19 protein-coding genes are annotated in these 21,876 nt (G+C 57.1%); 2 read left to right on the top strand and 17 right to left on the bottom strand.

The genetic code is table 11. From position 1 onward, the window contains the following. Window positions 1-33: 33 nt before the first annotated feature. From D6850_RS05100 to D6850_RS05080, 5 genes are all read right to left on the bottom strand, one after another. Entirely contained in the window at window positions 34-240 is a 207-nt protein-coding gene (locus D6850_RS05100) for a hypothetical protein (RefSeq protein WP_121164381.1), read from the bottom strand. A gap of 113 nt (window positions 241-353) precedes the next feature. Beyond that, window positions 354-743 carry a hypothetical protein gene (locus D6850_RS05095; RefSeq protein WP_121164378.1) on the bottom strand — a complete coding sequence of 130 codons (390 nt, stop codon included), beginning with the start codon at window positions 741-743 and terminating at the stop codon, window positions 354-356. Continuing rightward, window positions 740-994 (bottom strand): helix-turn-helix transcriptional regulator, encoded by a 255-nt coding sequence (locus tag D6850_RS05090; RefSeq protein ID WP_121164375.1) that lies wholly within the window; start codon window positions 992-994, stop codon window positions 740-742. Before D6850_RS05090 ends, D6850_RS05095 begins: the two co-directional genes overlap by 4 nt. Before the next feature lie 109 nt (window positions 995-1,103). Continuing rightward, a complete protein-coding gene (locus D6850_RS19265) occupies window positions 1,104-1,832 on the bottom strand; it encodes a hypothetical protein (RefSeq protein WP_147438863.1) in 729 nt (242 codons plus the stop codon). Then, a complete protein-coding gene (locus tag D6850_RS05080) occupies window positions 1,829-3,061 on the bottom strand; it encodes a tyrosine-type recombinase/integrase (RefSeq protein ID WP_121164371.1) in 1,233 nt (410 codons plus the stop codon). Before D6850_RS05080 ends, D6850_RS19265 begins: the two co-directional genes overlap by 4 nt. Before the next feature lie 392 nt (window positions 3,062-3,453). On the opposite strand from D6850_RS05080, the gene D6850_RS19260 reads away from it, so the two are divergent. Further along, window positions 3,454-5,709 (top strand): site-specific integrase, encoded by a 2,256-nt coding sequence (locus tag D6850_RS19260; RefSeq protein ID WP_147438862.1) that lies wholly within the window; start codon window positions 3,454-3,456, stop codon window positions 5,707-5,709. 39 nt (window positions 5,710-5,748) lie between these two features. Here the strand turns inward: D6850_RS19260 and D6850_RS05065 are convergent, their stop codons facing one another. Then, the gene (locus D6850_RS05065; RefSeq protein WP_121164365.1) at window positions 5,749-6,183 is read right to left on the bottom strand and encodes a hypothetical protein; all 435 of its coding nucleotides are present in this window, start codon (window positions 6,181-6,183) and stop codon (window positions 5,749-5,751) included. Window positions 6,184-6,309: 126 nt separating this feature from the next. Between D6850_RS05065 and D6850_RS05060 the strand changes: the two genes are divergently transcribed. Then, window positions 6,310-6,501, top strand: coding sequence for a hypothetical protein (locus D6850_RS05060; protein WP_166433992.1), 192 nt, complete (start codon window positions 6,310-6,312; stop codon window positions 6,499-6,501). A 1,070-nt stretch (window positions 6,502-7,571) separates the two neighbouring features. Here D6850_RS05060 and D6850_RS05050 read toward each other — a convergent pair. The 11 genes from D6850_RS05050 to dcm form a co-directional block, all read right to left on the bottom strand. Then, entirely contained in the window at window positions 7,572-8,900 is a 1,329-nt protein-coding gene (locus D6850_RS05050; protein WP_121164359.1) for a hypothetical protein, read from the bottom strand. A gap of 38 nt (window positions 8,901-8,938) precedes the next feature. Continuing rightward, window positions 8,939-11,044 (bottom strand): site-specific integrase, encoded by a 2,106-nt coding sequence (locus D6850_RS05045; protein WP_121164357.1) that lies wholly within the window; start codon window positions 11,042-11,044, stop codon window positions 8,939-8,941. 29 nt (window positions 11,045-11,073) lie between these two features. Then, window positions 11,074-11,397, bottom strand: a complete 324-nt coding sequence (locus D6850_RS19255; protein ID WP_147438861.1) for a helix-turn-helix domain-containing protein — start codon at window positions 11,395-11,397, stop codon at window positions 11,074-11,076. Window positions 11,398-11,419: 22 nt separating this feature from the next. Then, complete coding sequence (locus tag D6850_RS05040; RefSeq protein ID WP_121164355.1) at window positions 11,420-12,967, bottom strand: DUF3987 domain-containing protein; 1,548 nt, start codon at window positions 12,965-12,967, stop codon at window positions 11,420-11,422. A gap of 319 nt (window positions 12,968-13,286) precedes the next feature. Next, a complete protein-coding gene (locus D6850_RS05035) occupies window positions 13,287-15,488 on the bottom strand; it encodes a helix-hairpin-helix domain-containing protein (RefSeq protein ID WP_121164353.1) in 2,202 nt (733 codons plus the stop codon). Then, window positions 15,488-15,925: an EcoRII N-terminal effector-binding domain-containing protein gene (locus tag D6850_RS05030; protein ID WP_121164351.1), complete on the bottom strand. Its 438-nt coding sequence runs from the start codon at window positions 15,923-15,925 to the stop codon at window positions 15,488-15,490. Before D6850_RS05030 ends, D6850_RS05035 begins: the two co-directional genes overlap by 1 nt. Next, the gene (locus D6850_RS05025) at window positions 15,922-17,742 is read right to left on the bottom strand and encodes a DEAD/DEAH box helicase (RefSeq protein ID WP_121164349.1); all 1,821 of its coding nucleotides are present in this window, start codon (window positions 17,740-17,742) and stop codon (window positions 15,922-15,924) included. Before D6850_RS05025 ends, D6850_RS05030 begins: the two co-directional genes overlap by 4 nt. Continuing rightward, a complete protein-coding gene (locus D6850_RS05020; protein ID WP_121164347.1) occupies window positions 17,735-18,562 on the bottom strand; it encodes an HNH endonuclease in 828 nt (275 codons plus the stop codon). Before D6850_RS05020 ends, D6850_RS05025 begins: the two co-directional genes overlap by 8 nt. A 1-nt stretch (window position 18,563) precedes the next feature. Then, window positions 18,564-20,204 (bottom strand): ATP-binding protein, encoded by a 1,641-nt coding sequence (locus tag D6850_RS05015; protein WP_121164345.1) that lies wholly within the window; start codon window positions 20,202-20,204, stop codon window positions 18,564-18,566. Window positions 20,205-20,237: 33 nt separating this feature from the next. Next, window positions 20,238-20,669: a very short patch repair endonuclease gene (locus tag D6850_RS05010; RefSeq protein WP_121164343.1), complete on the bottom strand. Its 432-nt coding sequence runs from the start codon at window positions 20,667-20,669 to the stop codon at window positions 20,238-20,240. Window positions 20,670-20,679: 10 nt separating this feature from the next. After that, the gene (gene dcm / locus D6850_RS05005) at window positions 20,680-21,759 is read right to left on the bottom strand and encodes a DNA (cytosine-5-)-methyltransferase (RefSeq protein WP_121164341.1); all 1,080 of its coding nucleotides are present in this window, start codon (window positions 21,757-21,759) and stop codon (window positions 20,680-20,682) included. Window positions 21,760-21,876: the final 117 nt, after the last annotated feature.

Genomic DNA, 21,876 nt, shown 5'->3' with positions numbered 1-21,876 from the left:
GAACGCGCATCAGGAAATTGATTTGAAGCTGTCTCACTGGCCCGCCTCCTTTGCCCGGCGGATCACGTCCACAAGTTCATGTGCGCGTTTCCAGTCGCGGCAATTAACAAGAAAGCCGTCATCGCGCCGCGTATCGCGCCACACGATGACGTCAATCCCGCCAACTTCAGGGTGCGCCTTTTGATATTCGACGGGGTGTTCACCGATCTTGGAAGGTCTTAGAAAGTGGATATTGTTCATTTGCTCATTGCCTCGGGAATTGCCGAAAGCAACGGGCGGTGCTATGTTGCCTGTTGAAGCCCTCCAAAGCCTCAATTTCAGTTAGCCCCCGCCGTCGCTTTCGGTGGGGGTTTCTATTTGCAGATCGCTGCGCGCAGGCACCTGTTTGCCTCGCGCATATTGCTCATGCTGGCCTGTTGCGCGTTCACCACCGCCCGGATGATCCGGTGCAGGTGGATTGCGTCGGTGCTGTCGAAGTCGGGATTTGCCAACGCGGTGCTGGCGACTTCCAAGGCGGATTCGACAAAGCCTTCGGCGGCGTCAACGTCGATCGTGGTCGCGCCACGGATCCGGCAAGCATTGGCGTCCTTCGCCGCTTCCATCGAGTTTGTCGGCAACTCGGCCAAGATTTCACCTTCGCACATCCTGCGGGCATCAATCGCCAGCATTTTGAAGTCATGGAACGAAAGCGGTTTCAGCTTTTCGATGGCTTCGGAGGGAAGGTCGGAAAGTTTGATGGTCATGCCGCCACCTCACGAGCTTCCAGCCATGCGATGATTTCGGCCTCGCGCCAGTAGCGGCGGCGGCCTATGTAGATCGGGCGCGGGAAATCCAGTTCGGGATTTTCCAGCCACCTCCACAACGTCATGTCGCTGATGCCGCCGCACATTTGGCGCACGGTAGCCGCCTGAATCCGGTGGTGGGGGTTGCGGTCGTGTTCGGGGTCGGTTGCCCTCAATCCACGCGCAATTGCAGGTTCGATTTGGGTGTTCATAAGCCAAGGCTCCTTTCGGTTCGTGCCTCGGCCTGCTTCATGCGACCAAGGCGGTTATGCCGTGGCCTAACGATACGTTTAATGTGGTTTCGGGCGCTAAATGCCTCAATTACTCATCTGGACTGAATTTGTGCATAGCCGCTTCGATGGGCTTCCGAACGGTGCTCTTAATCCCGTAAACCCTAAATAATAATTCAACCATGCGTCCGAACGGGGTAGTTTCCTTGGCGTTCCAGAAGGTTGGCTTTCGACCGGTTAGATCCTTGAAAATCAGGTAGGCATGTTCTGCTACAAGATACGCGCGACGGTTGGGCGGGCGGCCCGGTCCGGTCGGCGCGTTCGGTATTGCCTGTTCTACGGGATATATCAGAGCGTCCCGCAATTTCTCCATCGCGGCGATGGCGGCATGATCGACCCATTCTGCTATAGGTTGGGGCTGATACGCAGCGCAGATTTCTTTGGCCCGCACTGACTGCTCCCCTTTAGTCCCACCTAAACGCGCGCTTTCCTCAAGCTGAGCAAGGAGACGTTCCTCACGCCCCCGGTCTGCTTCGATTCGGGCTAGCGATTTAGCATGGCCGTCAAGACCTTTGATTGCCGCTATGGCAGATGAAATTTTTTTTCGTGCGTCCTCGATCTCAGACTCGATCTTGCTGGGCCTAGTCCAAACGTGGGCTGCGCCGTGCATTCTCGCTATTTGCGAACTTAGTTTCCGATAATCCTCGGGAGATAGATCAAAGTTCTGCGGATCACGTTTTGTTTGATCGTCACCAAGATAAGCGACGTCGCAGTGTTCGCATATCAGGGAAAATATCTGGTCCTGAGTGAAGTCGCTCATCTTGCCCCCTCAATTCGCACCACATTATCTGCCGTGCCTTCCACCAGATCGGCCACCAGGCGCGCCCATGCGTCCAGCGCGTCCCGCTTTTCATCTGCATAGTCGTGCCGTTGGTAAACGCTCACAATGCCGCCTGCGGTGCCGCTTACATGATTCAAAACCGCCTCGGTGACGCGCACCGGAATACCCAGCCGCGCCATGCCGGTTGCAGCGGTGCGGCGCAGATCGTGAAACGTCCAGTGCGAGATTTCCTGCCCTGCAACCTCCGCCATGCGTTTGGCAATGTGATTCCGGCCCTTGTGGTAGCCCTGTAACGCGCTTCTGCCGTTCGTGGTGAACACATATCCCGCATCGCTCTTGAGGCGCTCCACGGCCCCCAGAACGTCCCGTGCGGTCTCTGACAACGGCACGTCATGCGCGCGCCCGTTCTTTGTCCTATCAGCCTCAAGCTGCCACAGATCGCCGCTCACCTCGCGGTCGGTCATGTTCACAACCTCGCCAAGCCGTTGCCCGGTCAGCAACAGCATTTTGCCAAGATGCCCCCACGGCTGGCCCTCGCGGGTGCAGGCTTCCCAGAACCATCTGATTTCATCATCCGACAAAACGCGGTCGCGGCTCTTTTCCTTCGCCGCCGGTTTAACGCCCATTGCTGGCGACTGATCAATAACGTCGCGCTCCACGCACCAGTTCAGAAACTTGTTGAGATACGCCCGAACGCGGTTCGCAGTCACAACCCGCCCGCTGTCAGCTATCCCGTCCAGCAGGTCGATAACGTCGCGCTTGGTAATGTCGTGAATATCCCGCTCGCCCCAAACGGCCACCACATGCCGGTTCAACTCGCGCTTGATTGTCTCGCCAGATTTCAGGGTGGACAGGTGCCGCCTGCCGTATCGCTCCATCAGTGTCTTGATCTTGTCCCGCTCGGATAACTGCGCCTCCATCCGCGCGGCCTTGGTTCGCTTCTTCGCCGCGCTCGGATCGTTGCCGTGGTCCACCGCCTCGATAGCGTCGGACGCGGCAGCACGCGCATCGGCCAGCCCCATCACCGGCCATCGGCCCAACGTCAGCTTTTTCGGCTTGCCCGCATAGCGATAGCGCAAGGCCCAAGACTTCACGCCGCTTGGCTGGATCACAAGATATAGCCCGGACAGTGCCGGGTCGGGAATTTCGCGGCGGTTCTCGCCGGGCTTTACGGCCTCTATCGTCTTTGTCGTGAGCGCCCTTGCCATAGTCAATTCTCCCTCTGGGGTAACACTGGGGTAACGCACCGGCCAGTTTTGAACCGTTACCCCAAGTTACTAACAGAGGCTCACATTGTAGGCAAACACCAATAAACTATAGTGATTTTTAGATGCGATAGTTTTAGAAAGTTAGGGTCAGCTTCGCCCTAAAGCTTGACTGTTAATCAATTGGTCGTAGGTTCGATCCCTACCGCCGGAGCCAAAAATCCTCCAAGCCACTGATTTCATTGGAAATCCGTTCGAGCGGAGTCGCAGATTGCGTACCCTGTGCACCCGAGGTGCACGAATAGGTGCACAAAATGCGGCACGATCCGGTGCACGAACGGGTGCACGCGCGATTCCGGGATGCCCCGAAACCCGTATCACGGAGGTCTCCGACCATGACCGGAATCGCACACATCCCTTATCTCGAAGCCAGGAAGTCGGGCTTCTTCTTCCGTCGCCGGATGCCCGCACGGCTGGCGTCAGTAAACCTTGATTCAGACAATTTCCTCTGCCTCTCGCTTCGAACCCACGTCCCCGGCGATGCGAAGGATCTCGCCCGACGCCTGACGGCGCTCTGCGATCTCGCCTTCGCCCTGGGAACGGAGACGAGAATGAACCATCTTGGGACCGAGGACATCAGGCTGCTCGAGGAGCTTGCCCGCTTCCAGATCGACGCGCACGCCGCCGTGCGGGCCATGGCACCGCCCCGGAGCGAGGCGGCCGCCCATCAGGCCGCTGCCTGCGAACAGGCGACGCAGGACGTCCTGCGCCACGCCCTGGCTTGCGGCGATCGGGAGGTTGTCCGTGCCCCTCTGAGAGCCGTCGCGGAGCGTCTCGGCATCCATCTCGCCGAGGATACCGAAAGCTGGCGGATGCTCGCATACGAAGCGACCAGGATCCTGCTTGATGTCAGCCGGGAGCGTGAGAACCGCGAACTCGGCCGGTTCGACACGCCGAGCCCGATATTCGTGTCGGCCCGTAGCCCACTTGGTGCAGCTTCAAACGGAATGCCAGGCAATGCGGCTTCGATCAGGACCCACGCCACACCGGCTCCGATTGCCTCGCCTGCGCCTCCAGGAACGCCGCCGCGGGTTTCTCCGGCCCCTGTCGCTCCGATTTACACGGCGCCAGCGGCGCCGACGCCGGCCCCCATCTGCACGACAATCGAAACGCCGCGGGCCAGCGAGACCACGGAACGACCCCGACAAGAGGAGCCGTCCCGAACGCCGGCAGGCGCATCGCAAGCCGAGGCCACCGTCGAGACCCGCGCCGCGGCCACTCTCGAAGACGAGACCGCCATCAGGGCAAAAATGCGCCCCCCACTGCTGGAAAACATCGACCTGCGAGATCTGAGCGAGGAAAGTCGCACGGCGCTTGCTTCCCCGCGCGGGATCACCGTGGTCCAGGCGATCAGGTTGTATCGCGAACTGAAGGAAGCCGGATACGGCAATGAATTTGCGCGTGAGCAAACGCGGGACGCCGATGCAGGCCGGAACTGGCAAAAGGACAGCGCCAGCAAGATCCGGTTCGCGGAAAGCTTCTGGCCGGAATTCGTGGGGGATGTGACGTTTGAGGATGCGAACAAGAACGACATCCGCGACGCCCTTGCTTTCCTGCCACGCATCCCGGCCAAGCACGGCAAGGGACAGGAAAGATATCTGGCCGAGAATGGCTATCGTGAACTCATCGAACGGATCGACTCGGACGAGGAAACGGACTCGGAAGCCAACCTCCATGTTCTGGCATCCCGCCCCGATGCGACCGAGGCTGACAAGGAGCAGGCGCGGCGCGAGGCATTGCAACCCCGGCTACGGTCGGAAACCATCATCAAGCACCGTCGGACGATGCGCGCCGTGGGGCAGATGCTCTATGACCTTCAGTTGATCGACAAAAATCCGTTCGAGATCTGTTCGGTATCCAACAGCGACAAGAAGCGCATGGCCGCGAAAGAGGCGAGCCGGGCGCGTACCGTGTGGGACGACCGGATCCTGACACTGTTCCACTCACCCGTCTTTCAGGGCGAGATCGACGACCCCGGCGAGCCGCTGTTCTGGCTTCCCCTTCTCGCCCGTCTAATGGGGTTCCGGGAAGAAGAGGCTTGCCAGCTTGCGCCCGAGGATTTCGGCAGCGATCGCAACATACCCTATATCGATATCAAGCGATGCGATGCCAACCATGTGAAATCGGACGAGTCTCAACGCAAGGTACCCATCCATCCGCAACTCATCGAGCTCGGCTTGCTGCAACTCGTTGAGATGCGCCGGCGCCAGGGGCAGAGCCGCCTCTTTCCGAACCTGACCCGCGGACAGACCAAGGGGAAGTTCTCGGAGAATTTCTCGAAGAAGTTCACCTACTACCGCCAGACAAATGACTGTTACTGGCCCGGTCTCGACTTCCACGCATTCCGGACGACCTTCCACGGTGACCTGATGAACCGCGACAAGTCGGACGCGATCAGGTGTCGGCTCATGGGACACGAGCCGCGCGACGAAGGAGATCGTTCCTACAGTCAGGGCTTGCACATCGACGTGCTCCTCGAGCGTATACGGGATGTCAAAATCGACATCTCGATGATCAACAGCCCGTTTTCTGACGCGCCGAGTGAAGCCCGGAAGAAAGCCGAAACGCAGGGCCTTAGGGTGGTCGGATGAATGAAGGCCCTGCCGCGCTTCGGCGCGGCAGGGCCCATTTCAGATCCGTTTGCGGACTTCTTTCTCTGCACGCAACCGATCGAGCGCAGCGTTCCTTGCCTCGGAAAGCCCATCGAGTTGAGCAAGCAATTCGGCGAGATCATCCCCGCGCACGGTTCGCACAGGAATTTCGAAGACACGTCCCACGTCTCCGAATTCGGGATCGTGATAGCCGTCGAAAACCCGTTTTGTCTCGAAGGTTTCCTTCTCTATTTCCCGGGAGAGAACCCTTCGAACGGCATCGAGAGTGCCCTCGACATCTTCGCCGAGAATGTGTCCGGCTTCCAGCTTCGAAAGACAGCGAGAGATGAACGCGTCGTCTTTCGCGGAGCAGGTGAACATGCCCTTCCTGAGCGCTGCGACGGCCAACCGTGCCTTGCGGAGCGCTTCGAAAACCAGCTCCTCGAGTGTCGCGTCGTTGATTTGATCTTGCATGATCTTGTCCTTTCCTGGACGGGGACGACATCATGCCGCCCCTTCAGATCCGGCTCGAAGGAGCCAGATCGGAGATCATGTTGAGTTGTCCGAACGGGACACATCTTGCGCAGCCGTCTCGAGAAGTTGATCAAGCTGATCAGTGAGCAAGCAGATCTCGAAGACGCGTGGATCCGCCGGGTGAATACCCGAAAAGCACTGCGCCTCGACCGAAGCTGGCTCATGCACTGCCTCGAGCTTGAGAAGCCCAAGGAGAGCGTGCAGTTCGCCCAGGCACGCGCGCAATGGCAACGATCCGTTGCTGACATCGATACGTAGCTGTCGGACGCGACCAGACCAATGCCGGCCCCCGAGCAATTTTGCGGCGGTCTCCAATCCCGCGCCATGGTTCGCCAAGAAAGCGCGAACGCGATAACGAATGCCAATCCCGGCGTCCGCATGGATAGATGTAGTGTTATCAAGCATGATTTTCCTTTCGACCTGCCTTTCGTGGCAGCGTCAGCCCGCCGGATTCCCCTTTCAAATGGGCGGGTAAGAGGATCACGGATGGACGGTGACAGCAGTTAGGAAAGTGTCCGTGATCCGTGGGGTGCACCCCGGTCGATGCCGGGCGCTCTCAGCGAGAGGAGCGCCAGCATCCTCCGGGTGGCCTCGATGAGTCCGGATATCCCGCTTGACCTTGAGATGCAGGGCAATGGCGAAAGGTCGACGTGTCGATAACTGTCGCCACCAGAGCGAAACTACGGCCAAATCGGTGACAGGACCCATCGAGCCACGAGGTGACGCGCGGCTGGGTCGAGAATCGTCGCGACATCAGCGATGTCGAGCCCGTACCGGTCTTGCCCGTACCATACGACGGCCAGAAACTTCGCGAATACGACCTCGCTGCGAGACGCGACGTCGAGGTATTTCTCGAAAGCCTCGAGCCGCATCTCACATAGCTCGAAATCCCAGAAATCCGCGACGCGTGAATCGGGTCCCGACCTCGCCAAGTCTAAAAATGCGGATTCGTCGTTTGAAAGTCGAATTGCCATGTTTCATTCTTTCCTTGATGTTTGGTGAATGAAGGATGGGTTCGGACTCAGCCTCCATTGGTGCACGTCCGCCACATCCGTCGATATTGAGAGGTCCGAGCCGTCGTCGTGATCCAACTCCCGGGCCTCATCCAGAAGGCCCCGGGAGTTCGATCAAGGCGATGGCCAGTGTCATCAGGGCAGCTTGTTAAAAGCATACGATTGGTCTGGTGGCGGTTGACGGAAGTTAAGGTAATCCACGGAAAATGTTGAAAACGGGGGCATTCCATCCCGTGCGGGTGATGTTGCCCCTTTCTCAACAGACGACGGAAACAGGGGAAAACACTGCAATAGGCGGACGTGGGCAGAACGGAATCAGAGAATCAGTTCCGCCGGAATCGTGCGCCGCCCTTCGATGAAATCTCCGAATTCCCTGGCGGATGTCACCCCCTCGGCATGATCATAGTGACGGAGCGTAATGGCCTCGTCGACGTGTCGCAGAAGCGTCTTGGCGGCATAGGCGCCGCCGATCAGATGTTCCGAAGCTTCTGTGGCAACGTTGTCGCGAAACCGGTGGATCGGGATGCGCACGCCGAACTCCCGGAGCGTCATGTTCCCCGTCAACCGGCCCAAGTGCTTCGACGTGATGGCACCTCGCTTGCCATGGACCGACGGAAAGAGGTGAAGACCGTCGTCGAACAGCGGACGATAGATCGAGCGATAGGCGTGCAGCGCTTCTGCGAGCCCGGCATTCTCGAAGATAACGTCATAGCCTTCGTGCGCCTTGCGTGCTTCCGGATATTTCAAGGCTTCCCCCGGAAGTTCGATATGTATGTGTGTCCGGTCGATCAGCGTCAGCGTTCGGTCGAATTCGAGCCAGGTCAACGCGCGGGCGCGCTCCGGTAGCGCGGCCCCAACCGCGAGGATTAGACCGTTGCGAAAGAGCGTGGCGGCGCGGATGCCACGCATTGGACACGCGTTGGCCTCGGCCATCACGCGAAAACCGAATCCGTAGAGCGCACTTGCGCCGACGAGCTGGCTGCCGGATTTCGTCGTGGCCCCCTGCGCCCTCGCCCGCTCGCGCCAGTCGGCGGCCACGAAACTGCAGGCGTCCGACCGGAATTGCCCACGTGTCGCCACGAGCAACCCGGCGAGGATCCTCTGCAGGTAGTTCGCGGCAGTGCCGGTGCTCGTCGGCAGCCGATCGGACACCGGTTGCACGAGGCTGCAAGCATAGCCGTGCAGCGCAGTGGCCGTGGGACGCAGTGACAGCCCCTCTGCGTCGCAGTAGGTGACCCAGCGTTCGAGAGCAGACAGAACCGACTTCGTGTAATCGACACTCCAAATCGTCTTTCCGAGAACGGCCTGTCCCCTCTTCGAGATGGCGATCTGCTCGGAGAGCGGCTCCTGCCAGTCGACGGGCACAGACGCGATCATCCGTGCCGCTGTCTCCCAGGGGCATCGGTCGGGCGCCTTGACCGAGACACGCGCCTCCCTGAGCACGCGCGCGAAGTGCGCGGTCTTCTCGGTGCCCAGGGCCTCGGCCGCCACCCGTTGAAGATGGGCGAATTCCGCAAAAGCCGTGGCACCGACCGCGTTGACTCGCGCGGCCAGGTGGTCGGTTAACGCCTCGCGCGACGGCGCAGCGTCCAAGGGCGATGCGGCGCGAAGCTTGCGCAGCAGGGCAAGGTGGTCGTTCATCATGTCATGTCCGGGAATTCGAGGGGTTGTCGGACGGCCGCTCACGCGGCCGTCCTCGTCTTGGTTTCGAGAAGTGTCTGCCAGCCATCCATGACGAGCGTCTCATCGAGCTCGGCATAATATTCGACGGTCGTCTTCAGGCTCTTGTGACCGAGCAGGCGCTGGACGCGCGGCAGGTTGTCCATGCTTTCCTTGAGCCAGATCCAGCCAACGAGATGCCTGTAAAGGTGCGGATTGATCTGCACCCCGACATGCTGATGAAGCAGGCGTGTGACACGTTTCAGGATCCCGCGATAAGGCTGGTTGATCTCGAACGTGCCGCCCTCCTGACGCGGAAACAGGTTTGGATTTTCCTTGTCGTCAGGGTGGACGAGTTTTGGGCGGATCTTCTCGATATAATTTTGCATCAGCCTGCTGGCGCGTCCGCCCAGCCGAACGACGTAGTCCGGATCGCCCGCTTTCCGCCCCTTCACCTCTGGTGCCGGAATGGAAAGAACAGCCTTGCCATCCTGGAACGCGATCCAGTCGAGCCGCGCTTCGATGACATTGGAGCTTCGCGGCGCGCGCGTGAGCAGGATGTCATGTGCCAGCACGGCCGCGATGTCGCGGGCCAATTCGAGGTCGATTGCGTCGAGGCGATCGGGAAGTATTCCCGTCTTCCTCCTTTTGTTCTTCCGCCGCCGATCGATCTCGGCGTTGATCCCCGTCATCACGCTCCCGGACAAGTCGATCGTCGCCTGGATGCGTGCTTCGGTGAATTTCCGCAGCTTCGTCTTGTTCTTGGGCGCAATCCCTCGGCGGCCCGTTGCGTAGAAACGGATCAGGGCTCGGATGTCCTCGACGTCTTGCTCGGACGCGGCGGCATAGCCGATGGCGATCTTCTTCATCGCCTTGAGCACGGAAACGAGATAGCCGGTGTCATTCCGCCCCCCGTTGGCCTCGAAGAGGGCAGCAGCCGCCGCCTGCAGGACTTGGTAATCCGTGAGAGCACGGATGTCGGGAACGACGATGTCGTGCGAAGCTGCCAGCGCCTTTGCCAGGGAAATGACGTAACCGCGGCGCGTCGCGATGGTGTCTTGGGACCAGCGGTCATCTATGGTCAGGAACCCGTATTCACGCATCTTCGATTCCCGGCGCTCCACGCGCTCCGCCTTGGGAGATTGCCCAGGCAACTTTGACTTTTCGGCCATGCTCTTTTGAAGCTTGGCCTTAAACTCGGAAAGCTGATCCGCATCCTGCTGCTCTTCTCGATCCAAAGCTTCGAGGAAGGCTTCGTAGGTTAGTCCGTCGCGGGAGAGCTCTCCCGCCGCCCAAGGGACGACTCGGGTGTCGAACTCGGTCAGCAGAGTCTTGAGCATACCCGTGCCGACACCGAACTTGTCACGACGATCCGAAAATGGCGACGCCACGGCCTTGAACCCGAAATGCGACGTCGACGGGTGGCTTTCGAGATGACCGAGAAGCGTGACCACGTTGCCGACATGCTTGCGGCACTTTGCTTCTGTCACCACCCCCGTTTCGAGCCGATAGCCATAGTATTCCGCCAAAGTATCGCTGGTCACCTGCTCAGGCTTGATTCCACGATCATGTAGATAGACGAGGAACGGTCCGGCTTTCAGCCTGCAATCCTCCGGGATATCGGAATCTGTTGCGGCTTTGTACGCATCAGCCCAAATACCGCCGATGTCGGCCACGCCTCGCGGGCGATTTCGCACGCCATGATCGTTGATGGCCGCGAGAATGTCGCACTTGTACGTCGACCGGCTCCCCTTCGAGATCCCAAGGCTGGCCGCGTTGTGGCGCGCGAAGAAGTCGATAACGTCGTATCGACACACAGCCTTGTTGTCGTACCAGTTGGCCTTGCGCATGATCCAGCGAACCCGGCTTAACTGGGTCTTTTTGCCTGCTGCTTCGAGTTTCTCGACCAGCTCTCCGAACGTCAAAGGCTTCCCACCACTTGCGGCACGCGGGAGATCCCTGCCTGTTGCCTCTGACAGCGCGACAAGCGTCGTGTGTCTCGGCTTCAGGCCCTCGATGCAGAGGATGTCGGAGACAGCCTTGGCATTGAGCCCGGCTCTCAGGGACAGCGAGCGCCTGGATTCGCCTGTCTCCGTAATATGGGCTTGTAATTCGTCTTGAACGGTCATGATCACTCCTGATGGCAGCTATACGACCGTCACTCGTCATCGAGCTCGAGATCCGGCCTTCCATCATCAGAAGGCCGGGACCGATGCTCGAAGAGGACGACATCTTCTTCGGTCGCAAACCACCGTCTGCCGAGCTTGCGCGCGGGGAGCTTCACCCTCCCCTCTCCTGTGGGGCAGCCATGCCGTATCCAGTCGGTGATGCACCGCGGCGTGCAATGAAACCGCTTTGCAAGATCATCTGTCGTAAAGATTTTTCGTGCCATTTCCGGGCTCTCCTTGTTCGGCATGACCGGAAATAGGGAAATAACTGGAAGATCCAAAAACCGCCGCAGACAAGGATCTGCGGCGGCCATGCGAATAAAGCGGAGCCTTGGTTCAAGCTGTCCCGGTTATTGGAAGATTGATCTGAATCACGTTGTCATCCTGATCATGCAAAGAGCCGTGATCGCCGCTCTGTGATGGATCCTGCGGGGCGCCGCGACGGAGCTCACGCAAGCGCCGCTCGTTTCTCTTGCGCTCGTTGAGAATGAGTCGCGCCTGGATCTCTTCCCGGGTGCCCTGCATCCCGGACCGGCTCTGATCTTCATTGCTGGTATCGCCCAATAATCCAGGCGTCTTTTCGATCTTCTGAAGAATCTGCAGGATCTCAGCGATTTCACCACGCTCGAATTGATCGCGTTGCTTCTTGCTCAACATGCGACTGATTTCACGGCCAGTCACGGGTTTACCTGCGTCGGACAGCCGGCGGACGGCATCCGCGACGATCTGAATGCGCGACGTGTTCTTGCGATCATATTGCTGAACAACATGGAGGGCAGAGAGGAAATGGTACTCCGCAAAACGGGTCGCAAGTTCGGCTGTCTCGACATCTATTGGCCGGCGCGATTTCCCGAGGAGAAAATGCAGCACCATCAGATAACGCAGCACCGAAAATCCGATCCTCCTAATGAACGATTTTGGCAGAGCCGTTTTTCCCCAGGACTCCCTTAGGCTGCTCCACCATGCCTTGAGATAAGGTAGAACCTCGTGGTTCAGGGTATATTGCCCACAGGCATTTTCCTGCGCGCAAAGCGCATCCCATGTATCAGCCAGCCGTTCGCGGCGTTCTTCGACCTCTTCTCCCTCGAAATATAGAAAATGGTCGAACATGTCGGTGTCTTGGCGGGGAGTCGCGATATAGTAGCTGAACCTTTGACAGAAGCCATCAAGCATGCTGGTGAGATCGATATCATCGCGCCAAGTCTCTTCGACTGAGAGGCCATGAAACGTAAAAAACGGATTTTCGATGACGAGCTTGTTTTTCTCACTCTTCAGGCGGTTTGCAATGGTCTTGTATGAATAGGCATTCAGAACCCATTCCTTGATGCGGACGTAGCTGCCATGTGTCAGGATATTATGGAATGTCTTTCCGACTTCATCCTGGAACCAGAATGCGCCGTTGTTGTCGTGCAATTCGACGATCCATTGCGCGTCCGTGCAACCGGTTGCAAGTCTGGCGACCGCATCGGTGTTTCCTCTCGAAATGATCCGATCGATCTCTTCTGAAGCAAAGGTTTTTGAGGACCCCGAACCGGCAAGCCCCACAAGCCAAAGCGTTGGACAGACCTCACCGACTCCCGGGATCTTGAGGCCTGCACCTTTTTGGGTCAGATACGATGCGGCAACCATCACGGTTTGCATGATCGGCAACGAGTAGGAGATGTCCGTGTCTTCAAAGTGTCGCGCAATGAGGTCAAAAAAACTGCCGCGCGGAATGAGGTTACGGATATCAAATGTCTCCGCGTTTGCCTTGACGGCGAAAAACTGGATTGCGTCTTCGCATTCGGCCTTCGTAAGGCGGCGTGTCCCTTGCGGCGTCTTTACGGTCAGTCTGCCGAGGAGAACGTGGTCTGCGGTGTTTTGTTGCTTTGATGATGTGGTCATGGTCTCTTCTGCCTGTGATGCAGACACGAAGTGCTTCCGTCGATTTCCGCACGGAAACCAAGACCGACAAGAATTATCTAAGGGTCTGAAATCATGTTGAAAAAAAATCTTCGCTATCGCCGACACAGAGCCGACAAATCCGACGCTTTCTCGTGTGCGCCCTCGCCTTTTAGAGATGGCGCCGACCGAAGCCGATAGCCTTCTTCCCTGCGCGACCTGTCTACCTTAGTTTCCGACGCTCTGTCCTGCGGGCGGCGATATGCGATCTTTACGTTCGGCGGGTTTAGCGATCAAGCGTAGGAGCTTGGCGTTCCTCCCGTTAGTGGTTTTTTCGAAAGCCCTTGAGCTTGATGCGAACAGGCAATGTATCTGTTTTCACTTCTTCCGCTGCTTCGTCTGCCGCATCCTCTTCTTCCAGTGCGGGTTCGGGTACCATACGGGTGTATCGCCCGAGGCGGCCATACGGGTATCCCGTAAGAACCGCGATCATCGTAGGCATCGCCGGTTCCACATCGCTTTCATTGATACCAAACGCGGTAGCCAAAAATCTTTGGAACAGTTCGGCGTCCCCGTTTGCCTCGTCAAACACTTCGTTGATACGGTGCCATATACTAACGAAAACCGGACGCAACGCGATACCCGCAAGTGACTGATCGCCCCCGAGGATGACCTCATTCAGCCATGCAAGCGTGTCTGTTTCCTCTCGCTTCACGCTTGGCCCATGCGTATCCAAAATTTCCGCAGTCTTTTCCATGGTAAGTCGCGTGGCCATCGGGCGCGCTGTGCGCAGGACGAATATCTCACGTGAACGCATCCGTGGCGGATTGGCGGCGAGGATCTCTGATACGTTGGCGGCGAGATCCCGCATGAATTCCTTGGGCCCGGACGGATCATCTTTAGGGAGGACGCGCACGCCGATTGTCTCCAGGTAGGTCTTCTGATCGAAGCGCTGGTCCTCATCGAGGGATGTCACCACGTGATCCAAGTGCGAGATGGCGGACCTGAAGTTTGCGCCGGAGGCGCGTGATACGGTTCCCTGCCTGATACGTGAAATCAGGTCTCCTATAGTAACAAGACCACGTTGGCGTAGCGCCCGGGCCGCGCGTCCGATCTGAAGGTGCCGCAGCGGGATGCATCGGTCAGCCTCAGACAGCGTTAACAGTCGCGGATCGAGCCGCGTGGCATCCCCGAATACGGAGGTGGTCATGACTTCGCCGGTGATCACTGTCGCAATCAGTGGTAGGTGCTCAAGAAGTATGGCACGGTCCGCCCCCCATGTTTCGATCAGACCGTCAACCAACGCGGCGAATGTGATGTCTTCTTCCGCATCTGCGAAATTTGTGGCTGCCCTCTTCCAGTAATCGGCAAACTCGGGACGGAAATGAACATCCAGATGCGCGTAGTCATCATTGACCAGCGCGGCCGCCAGTGCCTCGAGAAGCTTGGCTTCTTTTTGACGGACTCTTTCACGGGTAATCGGCTCTGGAAGAGATGAACCTATGTCTTCGAGGGTCGCGCGATGGTGAGGCGGTTTTGAAATTCGATCCGCGATGATCTTTTGCAACACAGGGTCGTGAAGCGTCTGACCAAGTTGGCCCAGTGTGATGCCAACCATGGCCGCAAAGCTGTTTCCGTCGAGCGCCTGATTTTCTACCGGGAGAAGGGGAATGTCGATCGAGGCACAATATTGGTCCCAATCAACGTTCCCGTCGTTGTTCTGCGCTTCGTGGAGACTCCGCAGCGCTTTTTCGATTTTGCGTACCGTGCTTCGCCCCATCCCGGGTAGCGCGAGCAATGCGTTTGGTCCGGCTACCGCCAAGTCCCCGACTGTTCGATATCCTGCGGCTTCCAGCGCTTTGGTCTTGGTGCCAGCGTGTAGGATCCCGATCCCTAAATTCGAAACATCTTCGTGGAATGCGTATCCGGACCCTCCTTGTTTGGTTTTTTGGTCTATTACCGCGGTGTCAACATTCATCGGGAACTTCAATGCCAGCCCATCCGAAGAAATTTGCCCTTCTCGTAGGCTCTGCACCAATTCCACGAGCCTCGAGAAAAACTCGGTACGCTTTTTGCCACCCATGCCTGGCACGTCACCTATACCAGACCGGAGGCCCTCGGCGAGCTTTCCGAGCGTGTCGTAACCGGATCTGGCCAACATGGCCCCGGCGTTCCCGAAGCTCTCTCGGTTGACTGCGCAGACCGGTGTGTTGTTGTCAAAATCTTCCAACTCTTGACACGTTAGACACATGTCGTGGAACTCAAAGTCTCTGGCTTCCCAATAGGCATACCAATCCGCTCGCGTTGGTGTGCTTACCGCTGCGAGGGCATCGAGAGCACCAAGCGCTTGCTGGCACTCTGCCGCTTGAAAACTTCCGATAAAGTGGATCAAGTCTTCCACGTTGCTTATGCCGTATTGATGCAATGCGTCCTTAGTTTCTGTCGGCAATTGCAGGTATTCCAGCGGATACGTGTTGGCGTGGGCAATCAGGAACGGGAAACCTTTCAACTTGTTGCTTTTCATCAATGGACTCGCCGCCAACCTCTGAGGCGGAGCCGTGGAGGCGCCGCCTGATCGTTTTGACCAGTTGCTTTTTCAGCATGCACAACACGGATCCGGTACTCTGATTGCCCTTGGTCGCGGCTGAATTCAAACGTATCTCCTGTTCGCGCGCCTTGGCCCCGGAACCACGCTGTCATATGGGTGATGCGATACTCGTTCCGTGTCCCATTTTCATCATGCAGCTTGTTGTTGTAGTAGACAAATCTGAAGCGGTGCACCTCGCCTTCGTCATCGATACAAGTTATCCAAGCGTCGGGGTTCTTCACGTCCGGATTCAGTGATGGAAGGAACGACAGCAAGTCGGTTTCCCCCTTCGGAATCAGAACCCCCGCCTGATGTCCCCCGGTCGAGCCCACATCGTTCGAGCTAAGGTTCTTTCTGAAGGCCGTTCGCGTCATGACTTCCCCGGTTGAATGGCCAGCGCCCGATCAATATCCTCACGATCCCGCGTGGCCATGGGCATAATTTCGTTCCCAAGTTCGTGTTTCCAAGCAGATCGGTCAAGCATCACCCGTTCCACCGTTTCTTCGTAGAAGAGACGATAGACCGTAACAGGCAGCGTCTGGCCTCTTCGATGCGCCCTCGCACTCGCTTGAGCCTCGAGCGCCGGGTTCCACACTGGAGTGTAGTGGATGACGATTGTTGCCGCGGTTATGTTCAACCCCGCGCCGGCCGCCTTCGGATTGAGTATCAGGCAGCCCGGCCCGTCATGAGCACTGAATTCGTCAATTATTGTCTGGCGGTCAGATTGATCTGTGCTGCCATTGATTGCGCCCCAGTAGGCTTCGGGCAACCCTTTGGCGGCCTCATGAATGAGGTCTCCGAGGCGGTTGAACAAGGCAAAAATGATCACCTTCCTGCCGTTTGCGAACGCCTCGTGAAGGAGTTCGATGGTACGCTCCATTTTGGGTGTCATAAGCGACAGGCCTGAAGAGCGGTCCACCTCGGCGAATTCAGCGTCGATGTCGTCCATCCGAGTTTGGCGAAGCCACGGGTGTGCGCAGACGAGTTGCAGCTGAAGCGTTGCCACCAAAGCGCCGGCTACTGGGTAACGTTCCAGCGTTTCATCCCTGACTGCCCGGTAGTGATCAACGAGACCCTCGTCCAAGTCCAACGGAAGATCGATGTCAATCCTCTCGGGCAGGTCGTCGGCAACGTCGGACACCCGGCGCTTCAGAATTACCGGATCCGTGATCCGGCCAAGCTCGGCCGCCGCGTCAAGGGAGTCCGGATGTTCTGTTTCGAATTCTTGGCGGGTCCCCAGCAAGCCCGGAATCGCGAAATCGATTAGTGACCAAAGATCAAGAAGAGTGTTCTCGACCGGTGTGCCGGTCATGGGGATTGTTTTCCTTCGCGGAATGGACACTATCGCCTTGCGCCGGTTGGAGTCCGGGTTCTTGATCGCTTGCGCCTCGTCACAAATGACCCAAGACCACTCGATGGCCGAGAAAAGTGCGATGTCGTTGACCACCGTGTCATAGGTCGTGATCACGACGTTGCTTTGTTGGAGGCCGCGAAATACACCCGTCCTGGTGGGCCCGCGATGGACATGGACCGATAGGGAGGGTCCGAATTGATCGATCTCACGAACCCAGTTCGCAATAAGGCTGGTTGGACAAACGACAAGCGCTGGTGCGTTTTCCGGCGGTTTGTCCATCAACAGCAAGGCTATGATCTGCAGGGTTTTACCCAACCCCATCTCATCCGCGAGGATCAGGCCACTTGTGTTGTCCAGCGTGCGCCGCATCCATTCCACACCCTTAGCCTGATAAGGGTAGAGGGTCGCTTGTAGTCCGGATATTTCGACGCTATCCGGAAGAGGTGCCGCAGCCTCGGTGCCGGATGCCTGAAATCTCTCTGTCGCCGAGACCGGTAGGATTCCGGTTTCGTCAAGCAGAAGATCAATGGCCGTCTTGAACTCGAGGTTCTCGGGGTCCGAGCCGTCAAGCATGGATTTGAAAATTTCAGGAGCATCCGTGGGAAGAGGTCGCAAAGTGTCACCGTCCTGAACCCAAGCGTGTTCACACGACGGGGTGCTCAGTAGTCTGCGACGCCCCTTGATCGTTCTTACACCCACAAGTCGGGCATTGATTCTGCCCTCGGCGCGGTCGATTTGTACCTCCGCATCGAGGATGCGGTCCGACAGCGCGTAGCCGTTCGGCGGTAAATGCTTCACTTCCCGGAAGGAGGTGGGCCACTTTTCCAAGTCAAGCATGCCCGGTCTCCATGCACTCAACCAGTTCCTCCAACGTGAGAGGCCACGGGCGGCGCGTATGCACAGCCCTGTGACAGTTGGGACAGAGCGGTATGAGGTCCGTTTCTGGATCGTATGGTCGTGGGCGTTCAAGCATTGAAATCGGTTCGAGGTGATGCACTTCGATGATGCTGCCGGCGTCACCGTACCGGCTCTTGGGGTCCAATCCACAGCAACCGCAGTAGGCGCCGTGAATGCGCAAGCAAAGCAGCCGGTTTCGAGGGTTGCGTTCTCGCCTGGAAACCGTTGCCCGGCTCAAACCACCTTCGACCTCAGGAATCTCCGATGCGGCTGGATCCTCAACCACATCATATCCGATCAGCTCGGCCATGGCCGCCATCAGAGGAATGATCACCTCCCGACAGGTCTCGCTGATGGCCTCGTCCTCGTGAGGTAGGTTCTGATCGTGTCGGTATCGCGCCTCGATGCGGAAGCCGCCATCCCTTACAAGCCACTTGTCCGTTGATTGCCCGGATATGTCGATTTCTGCTGATCGTGCGACCGATCTTACAAGAGAACGGGCGAGTTGGACGTCCTCCGGGCTCGCATTTGAAATCTGCTCCAGAACCCGGGCCGAGAATGTCCCGAAACCAAGGTTGATATGGTGGGATTTCAATCCGTGCGGTTTGAGCTCAGCGACCGGGCCGTGCTTTTCGTCCAGATCGTTGAACCATATGCGCAAGCCCTTGCGCATTCCCGTGTCCAGCACCCGGACAGCGATGGTTGCGCCAGTTCCTTGTGCCAATGCATCGGCGATGAGATCAAGCTTCTGGGCGAGCACCTCAACCGTCCCCGCCCTCGCTCAGATCAGCGCCGTCGGGGAGCGGCACATCCCTGAGAAGCTTCTTGAGGTTGGAAGAGACGACATCCCGGATGTCCTCAAAGATCGGAGCCAGCTCCTCATTTGAGTAATCCATCTCGGACACGGCGAATGCCCATAATAGCAGGTCCATACCTTGGACAGAGTATCCGTTTGCCCTGGCTCTTTGATATATCTTTTGGTAAAAGTCGTGATGCTTGTTAAGCTCAACACCCGGGACGTGGCCTGATGTGTTTTCGCTTCGCAGTACCGGAACCCAGAGATCCCCGGAGGTGATCGTCTCGACGGCATCGACATGGATCTTATCATGATCGACGTTGTTCTGGATCGGTTGCCGGATCTTGATGCCCGCACCATGTGTGTTGGTGACCACGGCTGTCTGGCTGCTCTCGTCTACACTCTCGATCTTAGGCTTCTTCGCGGTCGGCGTGGCGCTGATCGAGGTGTTGGCGGAAGAGTGGTTCAAGACCGATTTGACTGCGGCTTCCTTCTCTTTACGTCTGTAGCGATTGTTCGCCTCACGCCGCGCATTGCTGAGCAGCTCTGCAAGATACTCTTCAAGCGCGGGGTCGAACAGGATTTGTGATTTCTTGACATCCACATACAGTGCTTCGTCGAGTTCGTATCCGAATTCGAATTCAATCCTCAGAAGGGACATGTGTGGTTCGAAAGTGCCATGCGCGCCGAAGACACCCAACCAGCCTCCCTGATTGATCAGTCGGCCTTGCCTGTAAATGTAAAATCCTTGTCCCCGGTTGGTGATGTTCGCCTTTTTGCGCTGTTCGGTCGTCAACGTGTTACGATGCGGCAGGATCCACGCGCGAATTCCCGCAGTTCCTAACAATTCGCCATCGTCCCCTTCGATCGGGATCTCCTGTTGTTTTTCGGAGAGTACCTGTTCGGATTTTTCCGGGTAAAATGGATTCCATGCCTCAACGGATTCATCGTTGACCGACATGGTGATTTGGCGTTCGCGAGTGTCCTTCTCGTCGAGAAAACGATGATAGATCAGCGCGAGATGCTCCATGAGACCTTTGCGAAGCCGCTTGATAGCCGCCTGTTCTTTTGCGCCACCGGGTTCGTCGTAGTGCTTCGAAAGCATGCGGTCACATTTTGACCAGACCACCAGTGTGCCCTTGTCCCCGCACAATTCCTCGAATGCCTCTTGCTCATGTGGTTCAATTGGGTCGCGGCGCATTTCCCATCGACCTGTTTCCTCCACATGATCAAGGTCCCATGCGAGCTTGTTCAGAGGTGCCTCAGGATCTTTTCGGGATACAATTGCGAATTGTCGGCAGACTGAACTGGAGGCGGTTTTGAGACCCAGTCCGAACTTGCCCAGACTTGCGAGGTTTTTTCTGACCGGGGCACCATAGCGCATGGCGGCGTGAAGTTCGGCATCATTCATGCCATCCCCATCATCGCCAAAGTAGACATATTTTTTCCCCTCAGTGGTGATATCAATTCTGACATGCACCTCATCGGCGTTTGCCGCGATGGAATTATCTACAATATCTGCAGCGGCAGTTCGGAAGTTGTAGCCCGTATCCCTAAGTCCGAATATCAGGCGCGAGGCGTCCGGTTCGTTAATCAGGTCAGACAATCGTTTTCCTTTCCATTCCGGGCAATTCTGAATTTATATCGGTCTTTCAGGTATCTGCACGATTTGCACCTTGTGATGCAACCATGCGGCGATAGTCTCGAGCAGTTTCTTCGCGGAAAAATCCCGCGTTGCACACTCCCAGACGACGAGGACGCGCCATCCCGCATCTTTGAGTTCCTTTATCTGCTTGGCATCCCGTTTGGTGTTTCGCGCGAGTTTTTCCCTCCAGAACTCGGAGTTGGATTTCGGTAGGCGAAAATTCCGGCACCCGCTATGGGCGTGCCAGAAACACCCATGGATGAGTATCACGGATTTGTATTTCGGTAGAACGATGTCAGGCGATCCGGGTAAATCCCTCGCGTGCAGGCGATATCTGAAACCTGAGGCATGGAGCCCTTGGCGGACCACCATTTCCGGTTTCGTGTTCCGCGAACCGATCCGCGACATCATCTCGGATCTGTTCATTGGAGCCTTTTTAGCCAAACAGTTCTCTCCGCGGTCTCATGGCGACGGTATTCGTGATCCATGGGCTCATAGCCTCGGCAATCGCAGCCGCGACAGGCGCGGCGACCGCGTTCCCGAATTGGCGATAGGCTTGAGCGTCAGAAACAACAATCTTCCATAGTCGGTTCGATCCCGGCCGATCGAACCCCATCAGCCGAGCGCATTCGCGGGGTGTAAGCCGCCTTGGGTTTTTTCCTTCTTGAGCGATCAAGATCTCTGAACCGTCCTTGTAGTAACGTGCGCTCAATGTCCGAGCCACGCATGAGGGGGTACACAAGCCAAACCCAAAACCATTACCGGCAGCCTTATGTTTAGCGGCGTAATTCTGAAGATACGCCCAGAGTCTCGGACTGAGAGTGTATTTTTCTGCGACAACTGCTTTTGCCCCTGTCGTGTAAGGTTCTTCGGAAATTTCACTCCCATCTTCGGGATGTAGAATGCTTGATAGAAGAGGATTCGGAGCATCCGGGATCAGAACATCATCAAGGGAAAACTTTGTCGGTATGTCCCGCCGGAAACCCGCGATAAAGATCCTTTCGCGATGCTGAGGAACCCAGTGTCGAGCATCGATAACCTTGTGATCAGTTTCATAACCCAGCTCATCAAGTGCATGCATGATGACCCGAAAAGTGTTGCCCCTGTCGTGTGAAAGGAGGTTTTTGACGTTCTCGAGAAGAAACGCCTTTGGGCGATGATGCCGAACGATCCGAACAACATCGAAGAACAGCGTGCCTTGGGTGTCATCGAGGAAACCATGAGCTCGACCAAGTGAGTTCTTTTTGCTCACGCCTGCGATAGAGAATGGCTGACAAGGGAATCCCGCCAGCAGAACGTCATGTTCTGGGATGGAAGCTTCATCAACTTCCGTGATGTCACCTGCGACTACATGCTCATCACCAAAGTTGGCACGATATGTCTCTTGAGAGAACTTATTCCACTCGCTTGTAAAAACACACGTTCCACCAACTCTCTCGAAACCTATGCGAAGGCCACCTATTCCTGCGAAAAGATCCACAAATCGGAATCCTGATGTGTTGTTTCGTGTTGTCATCACTTATGTTTTCCCGCCTCACTACATCCAGGTGGAACTGGGCTATCATGCCCTGGATATTACAAAATAAGCGTGAATCCTACCCTCAAAAAATACTGACATTGAGAAAGCAAGGAT

Source organism: Roseovarius spongiae, assembly GCF_003651245.1.
Lineage (GTDB): Bacteria > Pseudomonadota > Alphaproteobacteria > Rhodobacterales > Rhodobacteraceae > Roseovarius > Roseovarius spongiae.
Note: the sequence above shows the minus strand (reverse complement) of the source record. Positions and strands in the feature narration are given on the sequence as shown.

Bases quoted from the DNA above. Each gene is read 5' to 3' on its own strand.
- D6850_RS19265 (WP_147438863.1), bottom strand. From the start codon at position 1,832: ATGAGCGACTTCACTCAGGACCAGATATTTTCCCTGATATGCGAACAC.
- D6850_RS05045 (WP_121164357.1), bottom strand. From the start codon at position 11,044: ATGACCGTTCAAGACGAATTACAAGCCCATATTACGGAGACAGGCGAA.
- D6850_RS05025 (WP_121164349.1), bottom strand. From the start codon at position 17,742: ATGCTTGACTTGGAAAAGTGGCCCACCTCCTTCCGGGAAGTGAAGCAT.
- D6850_RS05050 (WP_121164359.1), bottom strand. From the start codon at position 8,900: ATGATGAACGACCACCTTGCCCTGCTGCGCAAGCTTCGCGCCGCATCG.
- D6850_RS05040 (WP_121164355.1), bottom strand. From the start codon at position 12,967: ATGACCACATCATCAAAGCAACAAAACACCGCAGACCACGTTCTCCTC.
- D6850_RS05065 (WP_121164365.1), bottom strand. From the start codon at position 6,183: ATGCAAGATCAAATCAACGACGCGACACTCGAGGAGCTGGTTTTCGAA.
- D6850_RS05035 (WP_121164353.1), bottom strand. From the start codon at position 15,488: ATGAAAAGCAACAAGTTGAAAGGTTTCCCGTTCCTGATTGCCCACGCC.
- D6850_RS05090 (WP_121164375.1), bottom strand. From the start codon at position 994: ATGAACACCCAAATCGAACCTGCAATTGCGCGTGGATTGAGGGCAACC.
- D6850_RS05080 (WP_121164371.1), bottom strand. From the start codon at position 3,061: ATGGCAAGGGCGCTCACGACAAAGACGATAGAGGCCGTAAAGCCCGGC.
- D6850_RS05030 (WP_121164351.1), bottom strand. From the start codon at position 15,925: ATGACGCGAACGGCCTTCAGAAAGAACCTTAGCTCGAACGATGTGGGC.
- D6850_RS05100 (WP_121164381.1), bottom strand. From the start codon at position 240: ATGAACAATATCCACTTTCTAAGACCTTCCAAGATCGGTGAACACCCC.
- D6850_RS19255 (WP_147438861.1), bottom strand. From the start codon at position 11,397: ATGGCCGCCGCAGATCCTTGTCTGCGGCGGTTTTTGGATCTTCCAGTT.
- dcm (WP_121164341.1), bottom strand. From the start codon at position 21,759: ATGACAACACGAAACAACACATCAGGATTCCGATTTGTGGATCTTTTC.
- D6850_RS05010 (WP_121164343.1), bottom strand. From the start codon at position 20,669: ATGAACAGATCCGAGATGATGTCGCGGATCGGTTCGCGGAACACGAAA.
- D6850_RS19260 (WP_147438862.1), top strand. From the start codon at position 3,454: ATGACCGGAATCGCACACATCCCTTATCTCGAAGCCAGGAAGTCGGGC.
- D6850_RS05095 (WP_121164378.1), bottom strand. From the start codon at position 743: ATGACCATCAAACTTTCCGACCTTCCCTCCGAAGCCATCGAAAAGCTG.